This window comes from Vescimonas sp., assembly GCF_057856985.1.
Genome location: NZ_DBLZXX010000025.1, coordinates 1 through 24,004, shown reverse-complemented (window position 1 = coordinate 24,004; position 24,004 = coordinate 1). Strand labels below are relative to the sequence as shown.

The following is a 24,004-nucleotide window of genomic DNA, read 5'->3' as shown; positions in this document are numbered from 1 at the left end:
CCAGCGTCTCCCTCAACTGCAGCATAGCTGCAAACTCGTGCTTGCACGGCTCGCTGCAGAAGCAGTCGCAAACCAGATTTCTGATCTCGCCGTTGACATAGTCGCACTCCAGCTCGTAGGGCCGCGCCCCCTCCACAATGGCCCGCACATGGGTATTGTCCAGAGAAATGTACCGCACACGATTGTCCGTGTAGTAATCGTGTCCGCGATCGGCAGTTGCCCTGCTGATTCTCATGGCACCCAGATCACGCAGCAGGAAGCCGCTCTCATCATTGCCGGAAACAAATATCTCATCCTCCGTGGCGGGTGCCTTAAACCAGGTAATGACCTTTTCATACGGAAGAGTGCTGCGGTCGAATGTGACGAAGTGCGACCCAGCGAAGAAGAACTCGCCCCGCACATTTGTGTCGGCCACGCTGATGACCTTTTTGTAGTCAGACAGCTTGATCTTGAAATTGTACGCGACATCTACCACGCGGCCACGCAGGCCCTCCAGCTTACCCTCCACAAAAACGATGTCTCCGCACTTCAGGTCAAAGGCGTCATTGTAGTAAGACAGATCCATATTCCGTGCCGGAAAATGGACGCGAACGACCGATTTTCTCGGCGTGACTGCGGGACAAATGGAGCACCCTTCCTTAGAGGTCTTTCGATACTCTTCTGCGGAACCATTAAAACCAATCTTGAACATGTCGTTTCCTCCCTTTTGGATCTGTATCGTTCTTTACAACACCCATTCTACAGAAGGAGGTGTCCCATAAACCACCCAGTGCGCAAAAAAATACCCTGCCGCAATATAGATTTATGCAGCAGGGTCATTTGTAATATGAAATTAGTCACTGACTCCTCTTGTTGCTATAACTCCTGCCGGAGGCACCCCCATTTCAAAGCCACAGCGCTCTATGGAGTGAACTGCTCTCGATCACGTAAACCGCGCTTTGCTTGAGATATCTCGTACTCGCCCATTCGAATCACCTATGGTATATCCTGGCCGGTCCGTCTCCATCTGCGAGTCCCACCCCTGGCGTTTAGCCAAATCGCTCATGGCAAAACAGAATCTCTCCCACGGTGCCAATGTTGTCAGCAACGGCGACCCGTTGGAGATCTACACCACACGGGACGGCGAGGTCATCTTCAAAAAATACTCCCTCATCGGCGGACTGGAGGATTTCGCCGCGCAGTTCTGCGACACGTTGAGCCGCAGCACTGACTTCACCGCTGCTGTTACCGACCGCGACGCGGTCATCGCCGTGGCAGGCGCCGGAAAGCGGGAGCTGCTGGGCAAGCCCGTCTCCGACCAGCTGGAAAAGCTCATGACCGAGCGCAGCGTCTATCATTTCGGTGGGATGGGCGCCATGCCGCCGGTGTGTCAGGACAACGCCAATTTTACCGCCGCCGTGGCCGCCCCCGTCCTCTGCGAGGGCGATGTGCTGGGTGCGGTGCTGTTCGTCACCGATCAGGGCCGTCTGGCCGGTGACACCGAGTGCAAGCTGGCCCAGACCGTGGCCGCTTTTCTGGGCAAAAACATGGAGAGCTGAAAAAACAGGACCTCTTGGGAGGTCCTGTTTTTTGCGATAAAATGGGGTTTGTCAGCGTCTGCCGCCGCCGAAGCCGCCTTTGCCAAAGCCGCCGCCACGGCTGCCGCCGCTGCGGCTCCCACCGAAGCCGCCGGAGGGCCTGCTGCCGCCGGAGGGACGGCTGCTGGGACGCGGGGCGCTGGGGCGAGGAGCGCCGGGTCTGGGCGCACCGGGCCGGGGGCCGCCGGCGGGGCGGTTATTGGGTCGCGGCGCACCGGGCCGGGGGGCACCGGGTCCGCCAAATGGGCGAGGACCGCCGGAGGGTCTGTATCCGCCGGAGGGACGGGGGCCGCCGCCCATGGGAGGAGGCGGTGGGGGCCGGTGTCCACGGGGCGGACGGGGGCGGCGGGGCCGTCCCCAGAAGATGGGATAATACATAGGCCGTACCACGCCCACCGGCGCGCCGGTGACGTACCGGCGGCGGTAGCGGCGATAGCGCACGGCGTCCAGCAGCATCCACACCACAAAAATGGCGACGATCAGCAGGATAACGCCCAGCACGTCGACACCGCCGGGCTGGGCAGGTTCCGTCCAAACGGTGTCTGCCGACGTACTGCCCAACTGGGCCTGTCCGTAGAACACGTCGGCCTGGCGGTAGAACGCCAGCGCCGCAGCGTCGAAGTCACCGCTGTAATAGGCGGACTCGATGGCCTGCTTCAGCTTGGCCTGCATGGTGTCGTAATTGCTCAGCACCCACAGCACATTGTCGCCGCAGGCCACATAGTAATCGTCGTTCCGCACCATCATCAGCAGCATGTCGTTGGCGCCAAGGTTCCAATCGGCGCCCAGCTGCAGGGCGGCCTCCTCCGGCGTCCAGCCGGTGAGGCTGTCCACCGTGGCCACGGCCACGATGGCATAATACTTGCTGTCCCACGCACTGTTGTACTGCCGGATGGCATCCTTTGTGGTGTCGGTCAGCATGCCCGCATCGTCGCAGATCCACTGGTGATATTCTACCTGCGGCAGCTCCGACGGCTGTTTTTCGATGTAGCCGGCCTTGCGGCTCTGGCCGATAAACACGGCGGCGGCGATGGCCAGCACCAGTGCGGCAAAGGCGATGCCGCGCTTCTCAAAAAATTTCATATGCGCTCCCCTTTCCAAAGGAGATGGTTTCGTTTCTCAGCTCCGCAGCTCCAGCAGCTTCTGCTTCAGCTCGCCTTCGATCCTACCCAGCTCGACCTCCGCCTCCTTGCGCTTGGCGGCGCCCTCCTTCTGGATACGGGCCACCTCGTCCAGAGTGGAGATCAGCTGCTGGTTGGTGTGCTGCAGCGTCTCGATGTCCACGATGGAGCGCTCGGCCTCCTTGGCGGTGGCAATGGTGCCCATCTTCAGGGTGTCGGCGTTCTTCTTCAGCAGCTGGTTGGTCATCTCCGTCACCGCGTTCTGGGCAGCGGTGGCCTGCCGGCTGTGCTCCAGACCCAGTGCCAGCACCATCTGGCTCTTCCACAGGGGGATGGTGTTCACCAGAGAGGACTGGATCTTCTCGATCATCTGGGTGTCGTTGTTCTGCAGCAGGCGGGTCTGGGGCCCCATCTGGATGGAGACCATGCGGGTCAGCTCCAGATCATGGAGCTTCTTCTCGAACCGGTCGCACAGGCTCACCAGATCGTTGTAGGCCTGGGCGTCCTCGGCAAGGCCGGTCTGCTCCGCCTTCTTGCGCAGCTCCTCCACCTCGGTGGCGCGGACCTCCGCCAGACGCTTCTTACCGGCCAGGATGTACATGGTCAGCTCCTTGTAGTACTTCAGGTTCAGCTCATACATCTGGTCGAACATGGCCACATCCTTCAGTAGCGTGATCTGATGGTTCTCCAGATTCTGGGCGATCTTGTCCACGTTGGCCTCTACCTTGCTGTACTGGGCCTTCATGATCTCCACGCGGTTGCCCGCCTTCTTGAACAGGCCCTTCAGCCCCTTCTTCTCCTCGTCCTCGCCGAAGCCTTTCAGCTCCACCACAAGGCGGCTCAGATCATCGCCGATCTCGCCCATATCCTTGTTGCGCACGTTGTTCAGGGCGTTCTCGGAGAAGGACGCCACGCTCTTCTGGGCGGCGGCGCCGTACTGCAGCACCTGGTTGGTGTCGCGGATGTCGATCTTCTTGGAGAAGGCGTCCACCGCCACGCGCTCCTCCTCGGTGAGGAGGCTCTCGTCCATGGCCACCGGCTCGATCTTCTTTTCCTCCTCCTGAGGGACCTCGGGTGCGTTGGGGGTCAGGGTCAGCTCGGGCACAGCCACTGCGGCGGCGGCATCGGTATCGGGGGTCAGGGTCAGTTCAGGCATCATATTGTCGGTCATGTTCTCAGTTCCTTTCTGTATGATAAAATGTATTTTCTCTCTTGCTTACAGCTCCAGCGTAATACCGCCATCGGCGCCCTGCGGCGGCTGGGTCTGAGGCTCGCTCTGGGCGGTCCTGTGCAGGTCGTCGGCGGCCAGCCCCTCCCGCACCATCATGTTCTCCAGCACGGTGATGTCCGTGGAGATATCCATGGCCTCGTCGCCGAACAGGCTGTCCAGCTGCTTTTCAAAGGCCTGAACGATGCTGGACATCATGCCTTCCACCTTCTCCATGGTGCCGGTGATGTTTTCACCGCTGACGCCCTGGCGGCTCATCTGGTCGTAGGCCGTCAGCAGCTTGATGGTGGTGGGCAGGTAGTAGGACATGAACTTCCGGATCTGGGGCAGCTTGGCGGGGTTGTCCTTCACGTACTGGAAGATGCGGCTGCTGACCTCCTCCAGCCGGTCGATCTGGGTGGAGATGGTCTCGTCCTGAATGCTGTCGTTCAGGGCGCGCATGGCCTGAATAGCCCCGTTGCCATCAGCGATCATCTTATCCAGCTCGGGATTGCCGGTGGTCACCGGTTCCTCGGGGATCTCCACCTCCTCCGTCACGTCCTTGCAGAAGATGCGGGCGATCAGTGCCACCACGGCAGCCGCCGCAGCAGCCAATAGGAAATGTCCCACCTGATACAGGGGGAACAGCAGCGCGTACAACACCCACGTCACCGCCGCGGCGTAGATGGGCGCGGCCGATTTGTGGACGATGGTCTTTGTTTTCAATCCTGTCGCCTCCAGTCCTTGGTCGATCATGGTTGTTTCGTGGTCTCATTATAGACCATCCGGCCCCCACGGTCAAGAAAAAGAGCCGCCGAGCGGCGGCTCTTGCGCACGTTTATGATGGGATGCCCCGCGTCCCGTTGGTGGGGTCGATGAATACCGGCAGCTCCGGCGGCGACGCGGTCCACACCACGAAGGCGGTGGAGACCGCTGCCAGCACCAGCACTCCCGCCGCCTGCCACACCGTTGCGGTCAGCGTCCCCCGCTTCTGGAGTGCCGTGCTGACCCAGAAGGCCAGCAGCACCGCCGCCTGAAAGATCAGCACATCCACCACCGCCACATGAAATCCGATGACGCCCACGTAGCCGTAAAACAGCAGGGGGATGGCCGTAAGCCCCGCCAGCAGTCCCGCAGCCCGCGGCCCCGCCGGACGCAGGCTGCGCAGGCCGATGCACTCCGCGATGGTCCACAGGACCCACGGCACCGCCAGCAGCTTCATATGCTCCCACGTGGATTCGTTGGTGGCGGCCAGATACGCGGCCCAGCGGGCCTGCCCCGTCCAGTCGTAGACGAAGTGCAGCGTGTTGCCCAGCAGCAGCGCAGCAAACAGCCCCGCCATCTCCCATGTGCGCCATTTCTGTCCTCTCTGCCTCATCGCGCGTTCCTCCTTACAGTATCGCCTTATTATACGCCGCCGGAGGCCGGCTTATACAACGCCATCCGTTGATAAGGACAAACACGGTTCTGTGGTATAGAAATGGGGGTACACTTTTTTATCGCCCTGTGATATAATTGTGTGCATATCTCAAAGACAAACGGCGGCGTCAGCCGTCGGGAAAGGCGGTAACTCTTACTATGGTCATAACGGAACGCCTGGCGCAGCTGCGCCGGAGCATGGCTCAGCACGGCATGGACGGCTACGTGGTGGTCACAGACGACTTCCACGGCTCGGAATATGTGGGCGACTACTTCAAGGCGCGGGCCTATCTGTCCGGCTTCACCGGCTCCGCCGGTACGCTGGTGGTGCTGCCGGACCGCGCGGCCCTGTGGACCGACGGCCGCTACTTCCTGCAGGCGGCGGATCAGCTGGCGGGCAGCGGCATTGAGCTGATGCGCATGGGCCAGCCCAATGTGCCCACTATCCCCGCGTTTCTTGCGGAGCAGCTGCCGGAGGGCGGCGCACTGGGCTTCGATGGCCGCACCGTCTCCAGCAGCTTTGCCCGCACGTTGGAAAAGGCGCTGGCTGCCAAGCACGTCCGCCTCACCGGTGAGCAGGATCTGGTGGACGGCGTGTGGCCGGATCGCCCCGCTCTGTCCGACAAGCCTGTGTGGGAGCTGGCCGGCTGCGGTCTGACCCGCAGTGAGAAGCTGGCGAAGCTGCGGGAGAAGATGGCGGAAAGCGACGCCGCGTACCTGCTGCTCACCAGCCTGACGGAGATCGCGTGGACCCTGAACCTGCGGGGCGGGGACGTGGCCTGCACGCCGGTGTTCCTGTCCTTCCTGCTGATCGGGCGGGAGGACGCCCAGCTGTGCATCCAGCCCCAGGCTGTCAGCGCGGATATCGGCGCAAAGCTGGCCGCCGACGGCGTGGCCATGCGGCCCTACAGCGGCATCTACGATATACTCCGCGCCCTGCCCGCCGGTACGCGGGTCATGGCCGACAGCGCCACCGCCAACTACCGCATCATGGAGAGCCTGTCCCAGGCGGAGGTACTGGATCAGCCCAGCCCTGCCATTCTCATGAAGGCCTGCAAAACCAGAGAGGAGGTGGAGAACTTCCGTGCCGCCCATGTCAAGGATGGCGCGGCCCTGTGCCGGTTCCTGCACTGGGTCAAGACCCATGTGGGCAAGGAGCCCATTACCGAGCTGTCCGCCGCCGCTAAGCTGGCCGCCTTCCGCGCCCAACAGCCGGACTTCCTGGATCTGAGCTTCGACACCATCGCGGGCTACGGCCCCCACGGGGCCATCGTCCACTACGATCCCACGCCGGAGACCGACGTACCCCTGCACGCGGCGGGCCTGCTTCTGCTGGACTCCGGCGCACATTACCGTCAGGGCACCACCGACGTGACCCGCACCATCGCGCTGGGCCCCGTCACCGATGAGGAAAAGCGGATGTTCACGCTGGTGCTGAAGGGTCATCTGGCCCTGTCCGCCGCCCGCTTCCCCCACGGCGCTACGGGTGAGAATCTGGACGTGCTGGCCCGCATGCCCCTGTGGGAGCATGGCCTGGACTACAACCACGGCACCGGCCACGGCGTGGGCTATATCCTCAGCGTCCACGAAGGGCCCCAGAGCTTCCGCTGGCACAGTCTGGACGGCCGCCGCTACCCGCTGGAGGAGGGCATGGTCATCTCCAACGAGCCCGGGTACTACGAGGCCGGCAAGTTCGGCATCCGCCATGAGAATCTGGTGCTGGTTCGCACCGGCGAGACCACGCAGCACGGTCAGTTCATGTATCTGGAACCGCTGACCATGGCTCCCTTCGACCGCGACGCCATCGATACGTCCCTGCTGACGGAGAGGGAGCTGGCCCAGCTCAACGACTACCACCGGCAGGTGTACGCCACGGTGTCCCCCCTGTTGGACGCGGAGGAGCAGGCGTGGCTGGCTGAGGCCACCGCGCCCCTGACGCGCTGAGCCTGATTTTGAAAGGAGTTTTGTACTATGGGCGTTTTGTCTCATCTGGAACCGAAGCCGGTTTTCGACTACTTTGAAAAGCTGTGTGCCGTGCCCCATGGCAGCGGCAACACCAAGCTCATCAGCGACCTGTGCGCATCCTTTGCCCGGGAGCTGGGGCTGAAATACCGTCAGGAGGAGTGCAACAATCTCATTATCTGGAAGGATGCGTCGGCGGGCTATGAGAACGCCGCTCCCGTCATCCTGCAGGGCCACATGGACATGGTGTGCGCCCAGACGGAGGACTGCACCAAGGACATGAGCCGTGAAGGGCTGGATCTGCGGACCGACGGCACCTACGTCTGGGCCGATAAGACCTCGCTGGGCGGCGACGACTGTATCGCCGTGGCCACGGCGCTGGCCATTCTGGCCGATGATTCCCTGCCCCATCCCCCGCTGGAGGTGGTGTTCACCATCGACGAAGAGACCGGCATGGACGGCGCTGCGGCGCTGGACTGCTCCGATCTGAAGGGCCGCCTGCTGCTGAACCTGGACTCCGAGGAGGAGGGTGTGTTTACCGTGGCCTGCGCCGGCGGCCTGCGGGCCGACTGCTTCCTGCCGGCGGCGCGGCAGGCGCTGAACGGCGAGAGCTGCTTTTCCGTGAGCCTGTCCGGCCTGCAGGGCGGCCACTCCGGCGCGGAGATCGACAAGGGCCGCGGCAACGCCGTCCAGCTCATGGGGCGTGCGCTGTACGGCGCCATGGAGCAGGTGGGCGCGCTGCGCATCGCGGACCTGCGGGGCGGCCAGTTTGACAACGTCATCTGCCCCCGCTGCGACGCAGTGGTGGCCGTGCCCGCCGGAAAAGAGGAAGAATTTACCAGTTTTGTGCGGAAATTTGACCGCATCATGAAGAATGAGCTTTCCGTCGCCGACGGCGGCGTGACCCTTTCCTGCGCAGCGGTTTCCGGCACTGCGGCCTACGACGCCGATGCGTCGGCCCGTATGCTTCATGCACTGCTGGTGATGCCCCAGGGCGTGCAGGTCATGAGCCCCGACTTCCCCGGCCTTGTGCAAACCTCCCAGAATCTGGGCGTCATCACCGCCGAGGACGACGGGCTCCGCTTCTCCCTGTCCATCCGGTCCTCCGTGGCATCGGAGAAGGAGATGCTGCTCCAGAAGGTGCGGGCCATCGTCACCTTTGCCGGCGGCACTGTCTCCACCCGCGGCGACTACCCCGCGTGGCAGTACGCCCGCCAGTCTCCGCTGCGGGACACGGTGATGGCCGCCTACAAGCGCGTCACCGGCAAGGATGGTGTGGCGCTGGCTATCCACGCCGGTCTGGAGTGCGGCCTGCTGGCCGGGAAGATGCCCGGGCTGGACGCCGTGTCCTTCGGCCCTGAGCTGCTGGACATCCACTCCCCGCGGGAGCGGCTGGGCGTGGCCTCCGTGGAGCGGATGTATCAGCTGGTATGTGAAATTCTGAAAAACTGCCGCTGATGCGGCGCAAACAGTAAAAAACAGGGATGTCCCGCGAGGGACATCCCTGTTTTTATGGATAGTTCAGACATCCGCACGTCTGCGGGAGCGGAACGCTCTCCGCAGCAGCGCCCACAGCGCCAGCATGACCAGCAGGCCGGTGAAGCCGCCGGCAAAGTCCAGCCATACGTCCTGTATCTGGGGGCCGCGGCCTGTAAATATCTGGATGGTCTCGTCCGTCAGGGCCGCCGCCATCAGAAAAAACAGGCAGTTCACCACCGTTTGCAGGCGGACGCGGAAGCCCACCGCCGTCAGCAACAGCAGCAGCGCACCCAGCACGGCGTACTCCGCGAAGTGGGCCAGCTTCCGGACCAGATGGTCCGTGACGCCGCCCTGTCCCACCACCAGTTCCAGCAGGGGCCGGAGCAGCTCCCCTACGCGGCCGCTTTTGGCGGCAGACTCCACGGCGGAGTCCAGAGAGTTGCCCCAGATGAAGGCCAGAGCAGCCAGAATGGCCAGAAGCAGCAGGGCGGTGCTTATCTTTTTCCCACGCAAGGCGCACCTCCCACCGGGTTACGACGCCTGGCGCGGCTCGTAGAACAGGTCGATCACCGTCTGGCGCAGAGCGGCCTCGTCCACGTGGAATTCCATATAGCCCTCATCGCCCACTGCTGTCTCACCGGCGGGCGGGTCCAGCACCTCCAGCTGGTCCTGCGACACCGTCCGATACAGGTCGTTGAGCTGGTTGGCGGTACAGTCGGTGGTCAGGTAGGACGACAGCTCCAGCAGCAGCTGCGTCAGGAAGCCCTCGTCCTGTGCCGCGCTTTGCAGCCGGGTATACAGACCCCGCAGATAGGCGGCCTGCCGCGACATGCGGTTGATGTTGGTCTTTTCTCCGCCCATGTCGCCGCGGCTCTGCACAAAGGTCAGGGCCAGGTCGCCGTGGAGCGTGACCTCCTGCCCCATGGGCAGCTGGTCCGTGACGGCGGAGAAATCGTCCTCCACCAGCACCGTCACGCCGCCCACCGCGTCGTTGATCACGGGCACGGCATCCATGGTGAAGGCCATCACATGGTCGATGTCCACGCCGTACAGCAGGGACGACACGGCGCGGCCCGTGTTGCGGGCGCTGTCCAGTCCGCCTGAGCCGTAGGTGTGGGACAGGGCCAGTTGGCCGTTGAAGGTGCCCACCTGCTCACCGGCCAGGCCCAGGGCCGTGATCTCCGTCATGGTGTCACGGTTCAGGGGCAGGACGCGGCAGACGCCGGCGGTGCGATCCACCACCAGCAGCAGCAGGAAGTCCGCCTGCTGCTGCTGGTTATAGTTGTCTCCGGAGGTCTGGGCGGCGTACTTGTCCACGCCCATCACCAGCACCGTCTCCACATCGCGGCGGGCATACCAGCCGCCGTTGTAGTAGGTCAGGGACTCGTCCTCCCCGGCGTAGGGGTCGTCCTCCGTCTGGGCGGTGGGGCGGTTCTCCCACCGGTACAGCAGCAGAAGCACCGCTGCGGCGGCAGCCAACATGGCCGCCACCGCCGCGATGGCCCGAACGGGCCGCTTTTTCGTTTGTTCTCTCACACGCGTGATCTACGCCTGCCGTCAGGCGGCCTTCCCTCTGCGCACCACATAAGCGGCGGCGCAGGCGGCCACGACGGTCATGCCGGCGATCACCCACGCAGGGGAGATCTCACCGGTCTGAGGGGACTTGGGGCCGTCCTTGTCCGCGGGCATGGAGGCGGTGTTGATGATGAACAGCACGGGGCCGGTACTGTCAAAGGTGACGGTGACCTGGTTCTTGCTGACCTTGGTGACAAGGCCGGCGGTCATGTTCAGCAGATGCCAGTTGCCCTCAGCGTCGCGGGTCATGACGAACAGCAGGTCCTCCACCGGCACGGTCAGCCGGAAGGTGACGGTGACGCGCTGGGGCAGCGGGGCCAGCTGGCCGTTCTCCACGTAGCTCAGGTCGAACAGGTCGGAGGCCACCAGATCCTCTGCCTTCACGTGGGGATAGTTCTTCAGCAGCGTGTTGACATCGCTGTTCAGCTTATCCAGTGTGGAGGCGTTCTTCACGTCCTCATAGGCCCGCTCCAGAGATTCCTTGATGGAGGGATCCGCCGAATTTCTCTTGCTGTACGGCGTCACGATCAGGTAGCTCTTGGCATCGGTGCCGTCCTCGAAGGTGGCGGAGATGATCTCCGGCGCGTCCTTGTTCTCCGAACTGGGCGTAAACGTGGCCATGGCGGGCACGGTCAGCGCGGCCGTCAGCAGCAGAGCCAGGAGCATGGTTGCAAACTTCTTCATTTTGGGTTCCCCTTTCTCACTTTCGTGATAAATCTCAGGTTATTGCAAAAAAGCATCGCTTTAGGTAAACAGTTTTCCGTCAGGACGGCGTCCATTTCGCCAGCACCAGATACCGCATCTGGCGGTTGCCCTTCTGGCAGGTGGACAGGATCACCATCCGGTCCCCCTCCTGCGGGAAGGCATCCTCATCCAGGTTGGCGCCAAGGTCACGGACCAGACGCACGCTGTTGAGGAACAGGCGGGTCATGCGCTGGTCGTCAAAGTCGTAGTTATACAGAATGTGCCGATTGTCGTAGGGCACCGCCGCGAACACCGTGGCGTGTATCTCCTGATCCGGCAGGTAGAGCACGATCTCCCGATGGGCCTCGAAGCTCTCGGGGTCGGAGTAGGTCTTTTGCAGCGTGCCGAACATGGCGCCGCTGTTCATGCGGTGGCCGTAGATCACCGTGGCGGGGTCGGTCAGATCCGCGCCGTTATAGGCGCTCTCGGTAAACAAGGTGCCGTCACTGGAGTAGTTGCCGTCGATGTCGTGGGTGAGATACCATGTATCGTCCGCATTCTGGGCCACCGGATAGCTGATGTCCGTGTCCGGTATCTCCAGCCAGGCGTAGATGTCGGGGCAGCGCTCCTGCAGGCTCGCAAAGTCGATGGGACTGACGTAGGCAGGCTCCGGCTCCGCCGTGTCCTCCACAGGGGTATCCGGTACAGGCGGCTCCTCCGGCTCAGTGCGCCAGGGCTGGCAGGTCCACAGCAGGTAGGCAGCGATGCACACCGCCAACGCTCCGCCGATCAGGGCCAGCTTCTTTTTCACGCGGCTCCCCCCCTCTCCAACAGGCGGCGGGCCTGCTCCTCCAGACGCCGCACCGTGTCATCGCCAAGGGCTCTGGCGATGACACGCACCGCTTTGTCCATACGGGGCGCGCGCCGCTCCATATTGTGGCAGTCCGTGCCCAGCACGTGTATCCGGCCCTCCGACAGCAGGCGCAGAGCCTTTCGGCGGGTGGAAAACCCGCAGAAAAAGTCGGCGTTGGATTGGATATACAGGCCGCTCCGGGCCATGCGCCGCCAGTCCGGCTCCGCCACATAGGGCAGGTAGCGCTCCATGTGGGCCAGCAGCACCGTGACATCGGGGCGGCCCGCCAGTTCCAGCAGCTCGTCCAGCATCCGCCCGTTCCAGGGCCGGAACGGCATCTCCAGCAGCAGGACGTCCGTGCCGGAAATGCACAGGCGGGGCAGGCCGTCGAAAGCGGCGATGCCCTCGAAGAACAGGACCTCCGCCCCCAGATGTACCCGGGGCAGCGACGCCGTCAGATGTGGCCGCAGCTGCTGCCACGACCGGGCGCGGCGGGCCAGAAAGCGGTCCGGCCCGTTCTCCGATGCGTAGAAGTGGGGCGTGGCCGCCACATCGGTGACACCCTGCGCCGCCAGCGCGGTCAGCATTTGAAGGCTCTCCTCCGTGCTGCGGCTGCCGTCGTCCATTCGAGGCAGGATGTGACTGTGCAGGTCGATCATGACAATTTCTTGCCGCCGGACTGCTTCGGCTCGGAGGACCTCCGGTCGCCGGCAGGCGGCGCGCCGTAGCTGTAATAGCCGCCGTAGCCTTTTTTATACTTGCCGTACCGCTTGCCATAGCCGGATTTGTCCACGCTGCCGCGGGTCATAACGAAGCCCAAAATCTTGATGTTCAGGTATTTCATGTTCCGCAGCGCCGCTTCCAGCAGCTTCTTCTCGCAGTAGCCGCGGCAGACCACCACGATCATGCCGTCCACCAGCTTGGAGATCACCAGACCGTCCGTCACGGCAGTCACCGGCGGCAGATCCAGCAGGATGAAGTCGTAGTCGGCGCCCAGCTCCCGCAGCAGCGTCTCCATCCGTGCGGAGGACAGCAGCTCAGAGGGGTTGGGCGGGATGTCGCCGGCGGCGATGGCCTTCAGGTTGTCCAGCAGGTCGCTGGTCTGCACCGCGTCCTGCACGGTACACAGACCCGCCAGCAGATTGGAAAGGCCGGGCCGCTTGGGTATGTTGAGCCGCTTGGCCAGCGTGGGCAGGCGCATATCGCCATCGATCAGCAGCACACGGTAGCCCGCCTGGGCCACGGTATAGGCCAGATTGATGGCCAGCGTGCTCTTGCCCTCGTTGCGCAGGGCGCTGGTGACGCCCACCACGCGGCACTTTCCCTGATCCGGCAGGGCGAACATCAGGTTGGTGCGCAGCAGCTTATACGCCTCGGTAGCGGCAAAGCTCAGGTATTCGCCGATGATGGGCTGCTCGGTCTGGGCCGCTTCACGCTTGCCCGCGTCCCGCGCGCCCTTCTGCTTGTCCAGGCTCATCGCGCCGCCTCCTTTCCACCGCAGGCCGATGCGCTGCCATAGCCCTCATAATAGCCATAGGAGCTATGCTTCGTCTGGTTCAGGTCGGGTATCACCGCCAGAACGGGAATGTCGGGATAGTTCTGGATCAGGTAGTCCTCGTCCTGCACCCGATCGTCCAGCAGCTGGCGCAGCGCCACACAGGCGCAGCTCAGCACCAGTCCCAGCAGCATGCCCCGCGCCGTATAGCTGGTGTAGCTGGGGGAGGAGCGTGTGGACGGGACTACGGCGGTGTCCACCACGCGGGCAGAGGAGCCGTCCATGATGGCGGCGATACGCTCCGGCAGCACTTTGGTGACGGAGTTGGCCACCAGCGCCGCCTCCTGCGGGTCGGGCATGGTGACATCGATCTGCACCACCTCCGTGGAGTTCACGGCGCCGGCGGAGATCATCCCCTGCATATCCGTGTAGGTATAGTCCACGCCGGCCTCGCGAATCACCTCGTTCATCGTGGTCCGCGCGTTCAGGATGACCACATAGGTGTTCACCAGGCTCTTGGCGGCGGACAGGTCGCCGGCGCTCAGGCTCACCTTGGTGCTGCCCACCGACAGGGAATTATTGTTGACGTACATCAGCGCACTGGCCGTGTACATGGGCGTGACGAAAAAGCGGGCGTAGGAAAAAGCCATCGCACCGATGACGATCACGGACGCCGCGATCAGCCAGATATGCCGCCAGAGCGCCTTCAGCAGTGCTGTCAGGTCGATCTCTGTGTAGTGTTCTTCGTTGTTCATGGTCCGGAAAAACGCCCCTCTCTGCCTGTATCCCCGCCGTGTGCCGGATAAGAGGATATATATTCATGGTCCACTATACCACAGCAAGCGATGATTTGCAACGCCATGTTTGCTGAAATTTTCCACTGTGCGCCAAATGACGGCAGCGTCCTCTTTTTTTCGCCTGCCGCTTGCTATTTTGCCCGCCGGATTGTAAAATACAGGCATATATTATAATGGTATGAATGGAGGGCGGGCCATGCGGCGCATCTTCCCCCTATTGCTGATATTGCTCCTGCTGTGCGGCTGCGGCGGGAACCGGGACGCCGCGGCGCCGGAGGACGCGGACCGCCTGGTCATCTTCACCGCACGCAGCGCCGCCGTCTATGACGACGCGGTGCGGGAGTTTGAGCGGCGCACCGGCATCTGGGTGGAGGTACACACCGCCGACGACGCCCTGCCGCTGCTGGAGCAGATCGCCGCCGGTCAGCGCTGCGACCTGCTGCTGGGCGTCACGCCGGACTGTCTTTCCGCCTGCGGTGAGCTCTTCGCGCCCTACGCGCCGGAGGCGGCCGCGGACATCCCCGGCGCCTACCGCGACAGCGAGGACCGGTGGACGCCCTTCTCCCTGCTGCCGGTGGTGCTCATCTACAACGACCAGCTGGTGCAGCGGAATGTGCCGGACAGCTGGAGCAGCCTGACATCCTCGGCGTGGCGGGGGCGCATTGCCTGTCCCGATCCCACGGTATCCGCCACCGGCTGCACGGCGCTGGAGGCCATGACACAGGCGCTGGACGGCGAAGCAGAGCAGGTGCTGGCAGATTTCGTCCGCTGCGTAGGCGATGTGCTGCCCACGGCAGAGGATGTGGTCACCGCCGTGGCCGACGGACGCTGCTACGTGGGCGTCACCACTGAAGATCTGGCCATGCAGGCCGCGGCGTCAGGGCTCAGCGTCACGGTGATCTACCCCCGCGAGGGGTCGGTGGTGCAGCCGGACTGCGCCGCCATCATAGTGGACTGCGCCCACGAGGACAACGCCCGCGCCTTCATCGATTTCCTGCTCAGCGGCGAAGTGCAGGAGCGCCTGACCCGGCAGTACCGCCGGACGGTATTCACTCCCCCGGGCGACGCCTCCCTGCCCCACGCGCTGGCCTACGATCCCTACGCCGCAGGGGCCCATCAGGCGGAGACGCTGGACATCTGGAGCAGCCTGACGGCGGAGGAGACGCCATGAAGCTGAAGAATTGGATACGCCGCTCCTTCCGCAACCGCGTGTTCGCCACCATCCTGGTGGTGACGCTGGTGCCGCTGCTGCTGTGCGACGTGGTGATGATGCAGGTCATCGTGGCCCGCGCAGAGCACACCCAGGCCCGTCAGGCCAGAGCGGCGCTGGACATGTTGTCCCAGCGGTTCGATGAGGCCGCCGGTCAGTGCGGCGATACGCTGGAGGCGCTGGCCACCAGCACCATCACCCGCAGTGTCCTGCGCCGCACGGAGCCGGATTCCCGCCTGCTGTACCAGTTCCTGTACCGCAGCGCCGCAGCGGTGCGGTCCTATGCCAATCTGGAGATCTACGACGCCCAGGGCGCATGCTTATACAGCACCGACGCCTCTTTGGCCGCCGCGCCGGCGGACACGGACTGGGGCGGGCTGTACGCCGCCCGCACCAATGGCGGCACGGTGTTTCTCAGCACCGGCCACGGCCTGATGGCGGCGCGGACCGTCACCGGCTACGGCGGTGAGCTGCTGGGCTACGTCACCGCCCGCATCGAGAGCAGCGGCTTTGCCCAGCTCTTTGACGGCGTGATGGCCCCCGCCGACGACCTGCTGGTGCTGGACGGCACGTGGCGCACGGTGTACTACACCCGCACGGTGCAGGCCGACCGCACGGTGGCGGCGCTGCGCAGCCAGCTGCTGGCCGGTCAGAAGCTCACCGGCGACGAGGGCGACGACTGCGCCTTTTATACCGCCGACGGCGCGGCGGGCTTCACCCTGCTGCTTCAGCAGCCCCGCGTCTACACGGGACAGGTGCTGCGGTCGCTGTATCTGGTGGGTGCGGCGCTGGGCATCCTGTGTCTGGGGCTGTGCGCCGTGGCGGCGTGGTGGCTCAGCCGGTACCTCTCCCAGCCGGTGAACGCGCTGGACGACGCCATGCGGCAGGCGGAGCGGGGCGACTACAATGTGCAGCTGTATCTGGACAGTCCCGACGAGTTGGGGCGTCTGGCCGCCAGCTTCAACCGCATGACCGAGGAGTACCGCCAGAATCTGGAGCGGTCCGTCCAGCGGCAGCGGGAGTTGACGGAGACGCAGCTGCGGATGCTGCAGGCCCAGCTGAACCCCCACTTCCTCTACAACACGCTGGACTGCATGAAATGGCTGGGTGTGGCCAACCACGTCCCTCAGATCGCCGATATGTCCACGGATCTGGCGGCGCTGCTGCGGGCCGGTATCTCCGGCAGCGAGCTGATCCCCCTGGAGGATGAGCTGGAGCTGGTGCGGCAGTATCTGAACATTCAGGAGATCCGGTTCGAGGATCGGTTCGTGTGTGAGATCGATGTGGACGAGCGGTACCAGCACTGTATCGTGCCCAAGATGGTGCTGCAGCCCCTGGTGGAGAACGCCATCATCCACGGCGTGGCCGATCTGGAGGAGGGCTACATCAAGCTGTGGGCCGAGGAGGACGGCGGCGACCTGCTGCTGCGGGTATCCGACAATGGGCGGGGCATCGCGCCGGAGGTGCTGGACCGGCTGGCCCGCCACGAGGATATCCCCGGCGGCCATCTGGGACTGAACAATGTGGACCGCATCATCCGCCTGTACTACGGCGAGGGGTACGGCCTCACCGCCGAGTCCGGCGATACCGGCAGCCGCGTGACGCTGCGCCTGCCCATGATGAAAGGAGACAGCCATGCTAAAGGTACTGATCGTTGACGACGAGACCGTAGTGCGCCGCGGCATTGTGCTGGGCGTGGACTGGGCCTCCATGGACTGCGTGGTAGTGGGCGAGGCGGCCAACGGCGAGGAGGGTCTGGCCGCGGCGGAGCGGTACAACCCCAACCTCATCATCACCGACGTGAGGATGCCCCGCATGGATGGCATCGAGATGATGCGCCGCCTGCGGGAGAAGGAGTCCACCGCCCACTTCATCATCCTCACCGCCTACGACGAGTTCGACTATGCCCGGGCCGCCCTGCGCTACGGCGCGGCGGATTACCTGCTCAAGCCCTTCCGCGATCAGGATCTGATGTCCGCCATCGCACGTGTGCGGGAGAAGGAGGGCGCCGCCCAGCCGGCGGAGGACACCCTGCTGCTGCCCAAGGGTGACAAGAGCAAGTACGTGCTCCAGACCCTGAACTATATCGCCGAGCACTACGCCGACACGGATATCAACATCGCCTCCATCGCCCGCCACATCGGCATCAGCGAGGGGCATCTGAGCCATGTGTTCAAGAAGGAGACCAACTACACAGCCCTGGGCTATCTCACCCAGTACCGCATCCATACGGCCCGCAAGCTGCTGCGGGACTGCCGGTACAAGGTGTACGAGGTGGCGGAGATGGTGGGCTACCGCGACGTGGCCTATTTCGGCAGCACGTTCAAAAAGCTCACCGGCATGTCGCCATCGGAGTATCAGGACCGATGCCGTTAGCAAATTGCACAAAAACGAGCAATTTGTTTTGACATGTGCCGCTTCTTTGCACAGAATCGTCTCAATAATCGCAGAGATGACCCGTTTTGCCGGTGAATTCCGCGCTGGTATAATAATGGTGTGATGGTGCAGGCTGTGCGCTGTCCGATCTTTCTTAAAAAGGAGAAATCAGGAATGAAAAAGTTTGCTGCTCTCTTGCTGGCGCTGGTCATGGCTCTGAGCCTGGTGGCCTGCGGCGACAAGGCCCCCGCCGATAACGGCGGTGAGGGTACCCCCGATGCCAAGGATTATTCCGGTTATACCATCCGCATCTACTCCAACTCCAACTCCACGGAGCGCACCACCTGGCTGGTGAACGCTGCCAAGGACGCCGGCTTCACCGTGTCCATTGACGACAACAGCGTCATCTCCGGTGATACCGCCGCCATCCAGGCTGCCAACGAGAACAAGGACGGCGACATCCTGTTCGGTCTGAACGAGACCCGCTGGAGCCAGGTGGTCAACGGCACCTACGAGAACCTGTCCCTGGTGGACTGGACTCCTACCTGGGCCGATCAGGTGGGTCAGTATGCCTATCCCGGCGCTGCCTACGGTCTGGTCATCCAGAACGTGCTGATGCTGTACCGTACCGATGAGCTGGGCACCAACGGCGAGGCCCTGCACTTCCAGCACTGGTCCGACATCGTGAACTGCGGCTATAAGTGGTATCGTCAGAACAAGGTCGGCGGCACCACCAACGCCAACATCAACTCCGCGCTGCTGTACTCCTTCGTGGATCCCACCTCCCCCGCCGGCGGTATCTCCATCGACGGCTGGAAGACGCTGTGGAACTACTGCGCCAACGGCGTGTACTCCTCCGATGATACCTACAAGTACGGCTTCGATCCTCTGAACAAGGGCGATGTGGCTGTCTCCACCTTCTACTCCTCCTCCCTGTACGGCAAGATCGACGCCGCTGCCGAGAGCTCCGAGAATCCTCTGAAGGGCACCATGACCCCCGAGAACTGGAATCTGGTGGAGATCGATGACGGTACCTACTACATCGCCGAGTACATCGGCATCCTGAATAAGGAAGGCCGCACCGATGAGGAGACCGAGGCGGTCAAGGCCTTCGCCGAGTGGTTCGGCTCCGCCGAGACCCAGGCGGCTTGGGGCGAGGAGTTCGACTCTTATCCCTGCAATACTGCTGCCGCTGACATCCTGTACCCCGACGGCGTGCCCGCCATCTACACCCTGAAGAACTTCGCACTGTCCAAGGTGGACGGCGACACCACCTACGCCGAGTATGTGGCCGCTCACTCCGCTGAGTGGACCAACATCCTGACCAACCTGGGCTTCTACTGGGCTGACAGCAGCGCCGCTGTTGCCGAGCCTGACTGGGCCAACCTGGACTGGGCCACTCTGACCCAGGCCGCGGCCGAGTAAGCATCCCGTATCTACTCCTGTGGCGAGCCGGAATCCGGCTCGCCACAGCTGTAAGGGCGGAAAATCCGCTTTCCGCCTTTACAGCTGTGAAGCAAGAGGGTACAACGGCAGAAATATCGAGCCATGCTGGCCGGCACGCTGAGCAGGTAAGAAACAGAGCAAAGGAGTTTTGTGTGTATGATCCGTTTGAATGATATTGTGGTGAAGTTCGATAACTTCACCGCTCTGCACGGCATCAATGTCCACGTGAAGGAGGGCGAATTCTTCACGTTCCTGGGTCCGTCCGGCTGCGGCAAGACCACCACCCTGCGCACCATCACCGGCTTCATCGAGCCGGCGGAGGGCACTGTGGTGGTCAAGGAACAGGACATCACCCACGTCCCTATTGAGGACCGCAACATCGGCATCGTGTTCCAGAGCTATGCCCTGTTCCCCACCATGACCGTCTATGACAACATCGCCTTTGGCCTGAAGGTCAAGAAGGTGAAAAAGGCCGAGATCGACCAGCGGGTCCGTGAGATCGCCCGCAAGGTGGACCTCAGCGACGAGCAGCTGCAGAAGGCCGTGTCCCAGCTGTCCGGCGGCCAGCAGCAGCGTGTGGCCATCGCCCGCGCGCTGGTGACCAACCCCGCCATCATCTGCATGGACGAGCCGCTGTCCAATCTGGACGCCAAGCTCCGCGTCCAGCTGCGCAATGAGCTGAAGAAGATGCAGAAGGACTTCGGCATCACCACCATCTACGTCACCCACGACCAGGAGGAGGCCCTGACCCTGTCCGACCGCATCGCCGTGTTCAACAAGGGCGTCATCGAGCAGATCGGCACCCCCAACGAGGTCTACAACCACTCCGCCACCGAGTTCGTGTGCAACTTCATCGGCGACATCAACCGGCTGGAGACGCCGCTGGTGCAGTACCTCAATGATCGCGGCGCGGCGCTGGACTCCGCCAAGCACAACTATATCCGCCTGGAGCGGCTCCACGTCAACGTGCAGCCCCGCGACGGCGAGCTGGCGCTGGACGGTGTGGTGGAGAGCCGCGAGTACTACGGCCTGTATATCAAGTACTATATCAATGTAGAGGGCCAGACCCTGAAGGTCATCGAGAAGAACGACGGCGTCAACATCTACGAGCCGGATCAGAAGGTGTCTGTGGTCATCAATCCCTCCCACGTCATGGCCTACGAGGCCAGCGAGGAGGCGGCACATGAGTAACTCCCTGACCCGCAGGCGCCCCGATGCCGCCTTTGTGGTGCGGATCATCGGCATCGTGCTGTTCGCCTATTTTTTCTTCGGCTTTATGCTGGTGCCGTGTCTGAACACGCTGACCAGCATCTTCACCACCAAGAACGCCGCCGGTGAGACGGACCCCTGGGCTGTCGTCCGGTTCTTCTTCGCCGGCAACATGGGCCGCTACGTGTGGAACTCCCTGAAGCTGGCCATCTGCCTGGTCATCACCGTCAACGTGGTAGGTGTGTCCATCGTGCTGCTGACGGAGTATTTCGACATCAAGGGCGCCAACATCCTGCGCCTGGGCTATATGACCACCATGATCTACTCCGGCGTGGCGCTGGTCACCGGCTACCTGTTCCTGTACGACCCCAACGGCATCCTGACCACGGCGCTGGCTGACGCTATCCCCGGCTTTAACCGCAGCTGGTTCTCCGGTTTCAACGCGGTGCTGTTCACCATGACCTTCGCGTGTACGTCCAACCACGCGCTGTTCCTGCGCAACGCCATCCGCGGCATCGACTACAACACTGTGGAGGCTGCCCGCAACATGGGCGCCAAGCCCTTCAAGGTGCTGTGGAAGGTGGTATTCCCCACCTTGGTGCCCACCATGTTCTCCCTGACGGTCATGACGTTCATCACCGGCCTTTGCGCCATGTCCGCCCCCACTCTGCTGGGCTACGACTCCATCAACCCCGAGATCGTGCGTCTGGCAGGCTCCTCCGTGGCGGATGAGTCCTTCCCCCAGGCTCGGGCCGCCCTGCTGTCTATCATCCTTGCCATGTTCACCATCGTACTGCTGACGGTGCTGTCCGCTTACGAGCGGAAGGGCCACTATCTGTCGGTATCCAAGACCAAGGCCAAGCTGGTAAAGCAGAAGATCACCAATCCCGTGTGGAACGTGCTGGCCCACATCTACGCCTATGTGCTGTTCATCATCTACATGATCCCCGTGGTGATGATCATCATCTTCTCCTTCCAGACCTACGGAGCCATCCGTATGAAGAAGCTGGACCTCAGCAACTGGACCCTCATCAACTACTTTGGCACGCAGGACTATGAATACCTGACCAACCGCGGCACCTACAAGCTGCGCAAGGGCTCCATCTCCGGCCTGTTCGCCAACGAGGCTACCCTGGGCGGCATCAAGATAAGCTTCCTGCTGTCCGTTATCGCGGCGGCGCTGGCCTGCCTCATCGTGGTGGTGGCCTGCAACTACATCTTCAAGAACCGCAACAAGAAGTCCGGCATCGTTCTAGAGTACTGCCTGCTGTTCCCGTGGCTGCTGCCCACCATCCTGATCTGCTACTCCTACCGTACCTACTTCAACTCTGACGCCATCTGGTATGTGGGCAACATGAACCTGTACTACGCGGAGAATGTGCGATTGCTCATTGTGCTGGCATATACGGTGGTAAAGCTGCCCTTCTCGCTGCGTATGATAAAGGCTGCGTTCTACTCCATCGACACGGAATTGGAGGACGCCGCCCGCAACATGGGTGCCAGCGGCCTGCGCACGTTCCTGAAGGTGAAGCTGCCCATCATTCTGCCCAGTGTGCTGGCGGTGTTCGCCCTGAACTTCAACGCCCTGTTCACGGAATACGACATGTCCGCCACCTTCGCCAGCTCCTACGGCACCAGCTACGCCATGGTCATCCAGTCCATGTGCGCCGAGGAGGGCCTGTACGGCTACAACGTCAACGCCTCCGGACGGCGCTGTGCGTCCACGGTGTTTATCATGATCGTGTCCGGCATCATCCTGTACCTGGTCTATGGTGTGGGCGGCCGCGATCTGGGCGAGCGGCTGGAGGCCAAGGCCCGTCGGAAACGCATCCTGAACCGCATGACCGGCGTATTCCGCCGCAGCGGCGACAGCGCCGTGGAGGAGCCCGGAGAGCAGCTATGATCCGACACATCGTATTTGACATGGGGCAGGTGCTGGTAAACTTCAACATCGGTCTGTTCACCGACCGGCTCCGCCTCAGCGAGGCGGACGCCGCCCTGATCCGCCGCGAGGTGCTGACCACTGTGGAATGGGTGCGCATGGATCGCGGCACCATCTCCGATGACGATGCGCTGGCGCGGATGCAGGCCCGTCTGCCCCGGCACCTGCACGGTACAGCGGAGTATCTGGTACGGCGGTGGAACGACCCCATCGTGCCGGTGGAGGGTATGGCCGATGTGGCCCGTGACCTGAAAAATGCCGGCTACGACCTGTACCTGCTGAGCAACGCCAGCACCCGCCAGCACACCTACTGGCACGACATTCCCGGCAGCGAGTACTTCAGCGGTACGTTCATCTCCGCGGACTACCGCCTGCTGAAGCCGGAGGACGCCATCTATCAGGCGTTTTTCCGGAAGTTCGGTCTGAAGCCGGAGGATTGCCTGTTCATCGACGACTCCCCCGCCAACATTGAGGCGTCGGAAAATGCCGGTATGGCCGGTATTGTCTTTCACGGCGACGCGGCGCACCTGCGCTGCCAGCTGGCGGACCGCGGCATCCTGTAAAATGCAATAAGAGAGGCGCCCCGACGGGGCGCCTCTCTTATTGTTTGCGGAGCAGGACTCGAAACATCGAATGTCCATGCAGATGTTCCAGGACCCCGAGCAGGCAGAAAAATCACAGTTTAACATGTTGAGAGGTCATGGTAAGGTAGGAACGTATTTGTAAGGTTGCAGTTTTGGAAAAATGTTCATCATGAGGAGACCTGCTCGTGGGTCATGGAAAATCATCCGCAGTGCGGGGAAATAAGGAGAGAAAAGAGGTAGTAAGCAAAATAATTCAGAAACCGCACCATGTGGTGATCTCATCCACCGGTACGCGGGTGCTGATGACCTGATTTGCGGGGAACTCCCAGTCGGGGTAGCCGATGGCGATGCCGCAGACGATGCGCTTGTTTTCGGGGATATGGAGATTGCGGCGCAGCGTCTCCTGATACATGACCGCCTGATGCTCTACGCAGGTGCCGAGGCCGAATTCCATCGCCGCGGTGCAGATATTCTGGATCACGCACCCCATGTCCAGCCGGAACGTCGTATTGTCCAGCATCTGGTCCATGCTCAGGATGATGACCGCGGGCGCATCAAAGAAGCGGAACCCCCGCTGTCCCCATTCGTTTCGGCGTGCTCTGTCGCCCCGCTCAATTCCCATGGCGGCAAACAGCGCCTTGCCGATCTCGCGGCTGCGCTCCCGATAAATGCCATCCACCATGATGTCGGGAACATCCGTCGGGCGGTCCTGATCGTAGGACTCAATATTATCCTGACGGATGGTCTCCAGTACGTCGCCGGCGGCGACCGCAAACTCCCAGGGCTGCGCATTGACGGCGGATACGGCTCTCGTTGCCAGCGTCAGGACCTCTCGGAGCGTCTCCTGCGTCACAGGCTCGCTGGTAAAAGAACGGATGGACCGGCGGTCATTGATAGCCTGTCTGATATCCATGTCAGCTTCCTTTCTTACTTCGCGGCCTTGGCAGCCTTGATGGACTCGATCAGCTCGGGAACGACCTTGAACAGATCGCCGACGATACCGTAGTCAGCCACCTCGAAGATGGGAGCGGTGTCGTTCTTGTTCACGGCGATGATGCACTCGGAATC

General features: G+C 62.6%; 23 protein-coding genes and 1 pseudogene. 10 read left to right on the top strand and 14 right to left on the bottom strand.

What is annotated here, in order from left to right:
- Window positions 1–691 (bottom strand): SWIM zinc finger family protein (locus tag ACZM22_RS10300; protein WP_489543995.1); only part of this gene is annotated, 691 nt, incomplete at its 3' end.
- Between the two features lie 352 nt (window positions 692–1,043).
- On the opposite strand from ACZM22_RS10300, the gene ACZM22_RS10295 reads away from it, so the two are divergent.
- A complete protein-coding gene (locus tag ACZM22_RS10295; protein ID WP_489543994.1) occupies window positions 1,044–1,538 on the top strand; it encodes a stage V sporulation T C-terminal domain-containing protein in 495 nt (164 codons plus the stop codon).
- Window positions 1,539–1,589: 51 nt separating this feature from the next.
- On the opposite strand, the gene ACZM22_RS10290 is transcribed toward ACZM22_RS10295, so the two are convergent.
- The 4 genes from ACZM22_RS10290 to ACZM22_RS10275 all read right to left on the bottom strand — a co-directional run bounded on the left by ACZM22_RS10290 (window position 1,590) and on the right by ACZM22_RS10275 (window position 5,283).
- Window positions 1,590–2,660, bottom strand: a complete 1,071-nt coding sequence (locus ACZM22_RS10290; protein WP_489543993.1) for a TPM domain-containing protein — start codon at window positions 2,658–2,660, stop codon at window positions 1,590–1,592.
- 36 nt (window positions 2,661–2,696) lie between these two features.
- Window positions 2,697–3,869, bottom strand: coding sequence for a toxic anion resistance protein (locus ACZM22_RS10285; protein WP_489543992.1), 1,173 nt, complete (start codon window positions 3,867–3,869; stop codon window positions 2,697–2,699).
- Between the two features lie 45 nt (window positions 3,870–3,914).
- The gene (locus ACZM22_RS10280; protein WP_489543991.1) at window positions 3,915–4,661 is read right to left on the bottom strand and encodes a 5-bromo-4-chloroindolyl phosphate hydrolysis family protein; all 747 of its coding nucleotides are present in this window, start codon (window positions 4,659–4,661) and stop codon (window positions 3,915–3,917) included.
- Between the two features lie 82 nt (window positions 4,662–4,743).
- On the bottom strand, window positions 4,744–5,283 hold the full coding sequence (locus tag ACZM22_RS10275) for a DUF6512 family protein (RefSeq protein WP_489543990.1): 540 nt from the start codon (window positions 5,281–5,283) through the stop codon (window positions 4,744–4,746).
- A 200-nt stretch (window positions 5,284–5,483) separates the two neighbouring features.
- Here ACZM22_RS10275 and ACZM22_RS10270 point away from each other — a divergent pair, with 200 nt between their 5' ends.
- Window positions 5,484–7,268 carry an aminopeptidase P family protein gene (locus tag ACZM22_RS10270; RefSeq protein WP_489543989.1) on the top strand — a complete coding sequence of 595 codons (1,785 nt, stop codon included), beginning with the start codon at window positions 5,484–5,486 and terminating at the stop codon, window positions 7,266–7,268.
- Window positions 7,269–7,295: 27 nt separating this feature from the next.
- On the top strand, window positions 7,296–8,744 hold the full coding sequence (locus tag ACZM22_RS10265) for an aminoacyl-histidine dipeptidase (protein ID WP_489543988.1): 1,449 nt from the start codon (window positions 7,296–7,298) through the stop codon (window positions 8,742–8,744).
- Window positions 8,745–8,807: 63 nt separating this feature from the next.
- Here the strand turns inward: ACZM22_RS10265 and ACZM22_RS10260 are convergent, their stop codons facing one another.
- The 7 genes from ACZM22_RS10260 to ACZM22_RS10230 form a co-directional block, all read right to left on the bottom strand.
- Window positions 8,808–9,278, bottom strand: coding sequence for a VanZ family protein (locus ACZM22_RS10260; protein WP_489543987.1), 471 nt, complete (start codon window positions 9,276–9,278; stop codon window positions 8,808–8,810).
- An 18-nt stretch (window positions 9,279–9,296) separates the two neighbouring features.
- Complete coding sequence (locus tag ACZM22_RS10255) at window positions 9,297–10,301, bottom strand: LCP family protein (RefSeq protein WP_489543986.1); 1,005 nt, start codon at window positions 10,299–10,301, stop codon at window positions 9,297–9,299.
- Between the two features lie 21 nt (window positions 10,302–10,322).
- Window positions 10,323–11,024, bottom strand: coding sequence for a hypothetical protein (locus tag ACZM22_RS10250; protein WP_489543985.1), 702 nt, complete (start codon window positions 11,022–11,024; stop codon window positions 10,323–10,325).
- A gap of 79 nt (window positions 11,025–11,103) precedes the next feature.
- Window positions 11,104–11,835 (bottom strand): class B sortase, encoded by a 732-nt coding sequence (locus tag ACZM22_RS10245; RefSeq protein ID WP_489543984.1) that lies wholly within the window; start codon window positions 11,833–11,835, stop codon window positions 11,104–11,106.
- Window positions 11,832–12,536 carry a CpsB/CapC family capsule biosynthesis tyrosine phosphatase gene (locus tag ACZM22_RS10240; protein WP_489543983.1) on the bottom strand — a complete coding sequence of 235 codons (705 nt, stop codon included), beginning with the start codon at window positions 12,534–12,536 and terminating at the stop codon, window positions 11,832–11,834. The genes ACZM22_RS10245 and ACZM22_RS10240 overlap by 4 nt, the downstream gene beginning before the upstream one ends.
- Window positions 12,533–13,354, bottom strand: coding sequence for a CpsD/CapB family tyrosine-protein kinase (locus ACZM22_RS10235; protein ID WP_489543982.1), 822 nt, complete (start codon window positions 13,352–13,354; stop codon window positions 12,533–12,535). Before ACZM22_RS10235 ends, ACZM22_RS10240 begins: the two co-directional genes overlap by 4 nt.
- Window positions 13,351–14,127, bottom strand: coding sequence for a YveK family protein (locus ACZM22_RS10230; protein WP_484424765.1), 777 nt, complete (start codon window positions 14,125–14,127; stop codon window positions 13,351–13,353). The genes ACZM22_RS10235 and ACZM22_RS10230 overlap by 4 nt, the downstream gene beginning before the upstream one ends.
- 238 nt (window positions 14,128–14,365) lie before the next feature.
- Here ACZM22_RS10230 and ACZM22_RS10225 point away from each other — a divergent pair, with 238 nt between their 5' ends.
- From ACZM22_RS10225 to ACZM22_RS10195, 7 genes are all read left to right on the top strand, one after another.
- Window positions 14,366–15,340 (top strand): extracellular solute-binding protein, encoded by a 975-nt coding sequence (locus ACZM22_RS10225; RefSeq protein WP_489543981.1) that lies wholly within the window; start codon window positions 14,366–14,368, stop codon window positions 15,338–15,340.
- Window positions 15,337–17,037 (top strand): sensor histidine kinase, encoded by a 1,701-nt coding sequence (locus ACZM22_RS10220; protein ID WP_489543980.1) that lies wholly within the window; start codon window positions 15,337–15,339, stop codon window positions 17,035–17,037. Before ACZM22_RS10225 ends, ACZM22_RS10220 begins: the two co-directional genes overlap by 4 nt.
- Entirely contained in the window at window positions 17,015–17,755 is a 741-nt protein-coding gene (locus ACZM22_RS10215; RefSeq protein ID WP_483268920.1) for a response regulator transcription factor, read from the top strand. The genes ACZM22_RS10220 and ACZM22_RS10215 overlap by 23 nt, the downstream gene beginning before the upstream one ends.
- A gap of 174 nt (window positions 17,756–17,929) precedes the next feature.
- Window positions 17,930–19,180: an extracellular solute-binding protein gene (locus ACZM22_RS10210; RefSeq protein WP_484424769.1), complete on the top strand. Its 1,251-nt coding sequence runs from the start codon at window positions 17,930–17,932 to the stop codon at window positions 19,178–19,180.
- Between the two features lie 177 nt (window positions 19,181–19,357).
- A complete protein-coding gene (locus tag ACZM22_RS10205; RefSeq protein ID WP_489543979.1) occupies window positions 19,358–20,392 on the top strand; it encodes an ABC transporter ATP-binding protein in 1,035 nt (344 codons plus the stop codon).
- Window positions 20,385–22,313, top strand: a complete 1,929-nt coding sequence (locus ACZM22_RS10200) for an ABC transporter permease (RefSeq protein WP_489543978.1) — start codon at window positions 20,385–20,387, stop codon at window positions 22,311–22,313. Before ACZM22_RS10205 ends, ACZM22_RS10200 begins: the two co-directional genes overlap by 8 nt.
- Window positions 22,310–22,915, top strand: coding sequence for an HAD family hydrolase (locus ACZM22_RS10195; protein WP_484424772.1), 606 nt, complete (start codon window positions 22,310–22,312; stop codon window positions 22,913–22,915). Before ACZM22_RS10200 ends, ACZM22_RS10195 begins: the two co-directional genes overlap by 4 nt.
- Window positions 22,916–23,189: 274 nt before the next feature.
- Here ACZM22_RS10195 and ACZM22_RS10190 read toward each other — a convergent pair whose 3' ends face one another.
- Complete coding sequence (locus ACZM22_RS10190; RefSeq protein WP_489543977.1) at window positions 23,190–23,849, bottom strand: nitroreductase; 660 nt, start codon at window positions 23,847–23,849, stop codon at window positions 23,190–23,192.
- 14 nt (window positions 23,850–23,863) lie between these two features.
- Window positions 23,864–24,004 (bottom strand): annotated as a pseudogene (locus ACZM22_RS10185) (acryloyl-CoA reductase electron transfer subunit beta); the annotation flags it as partial.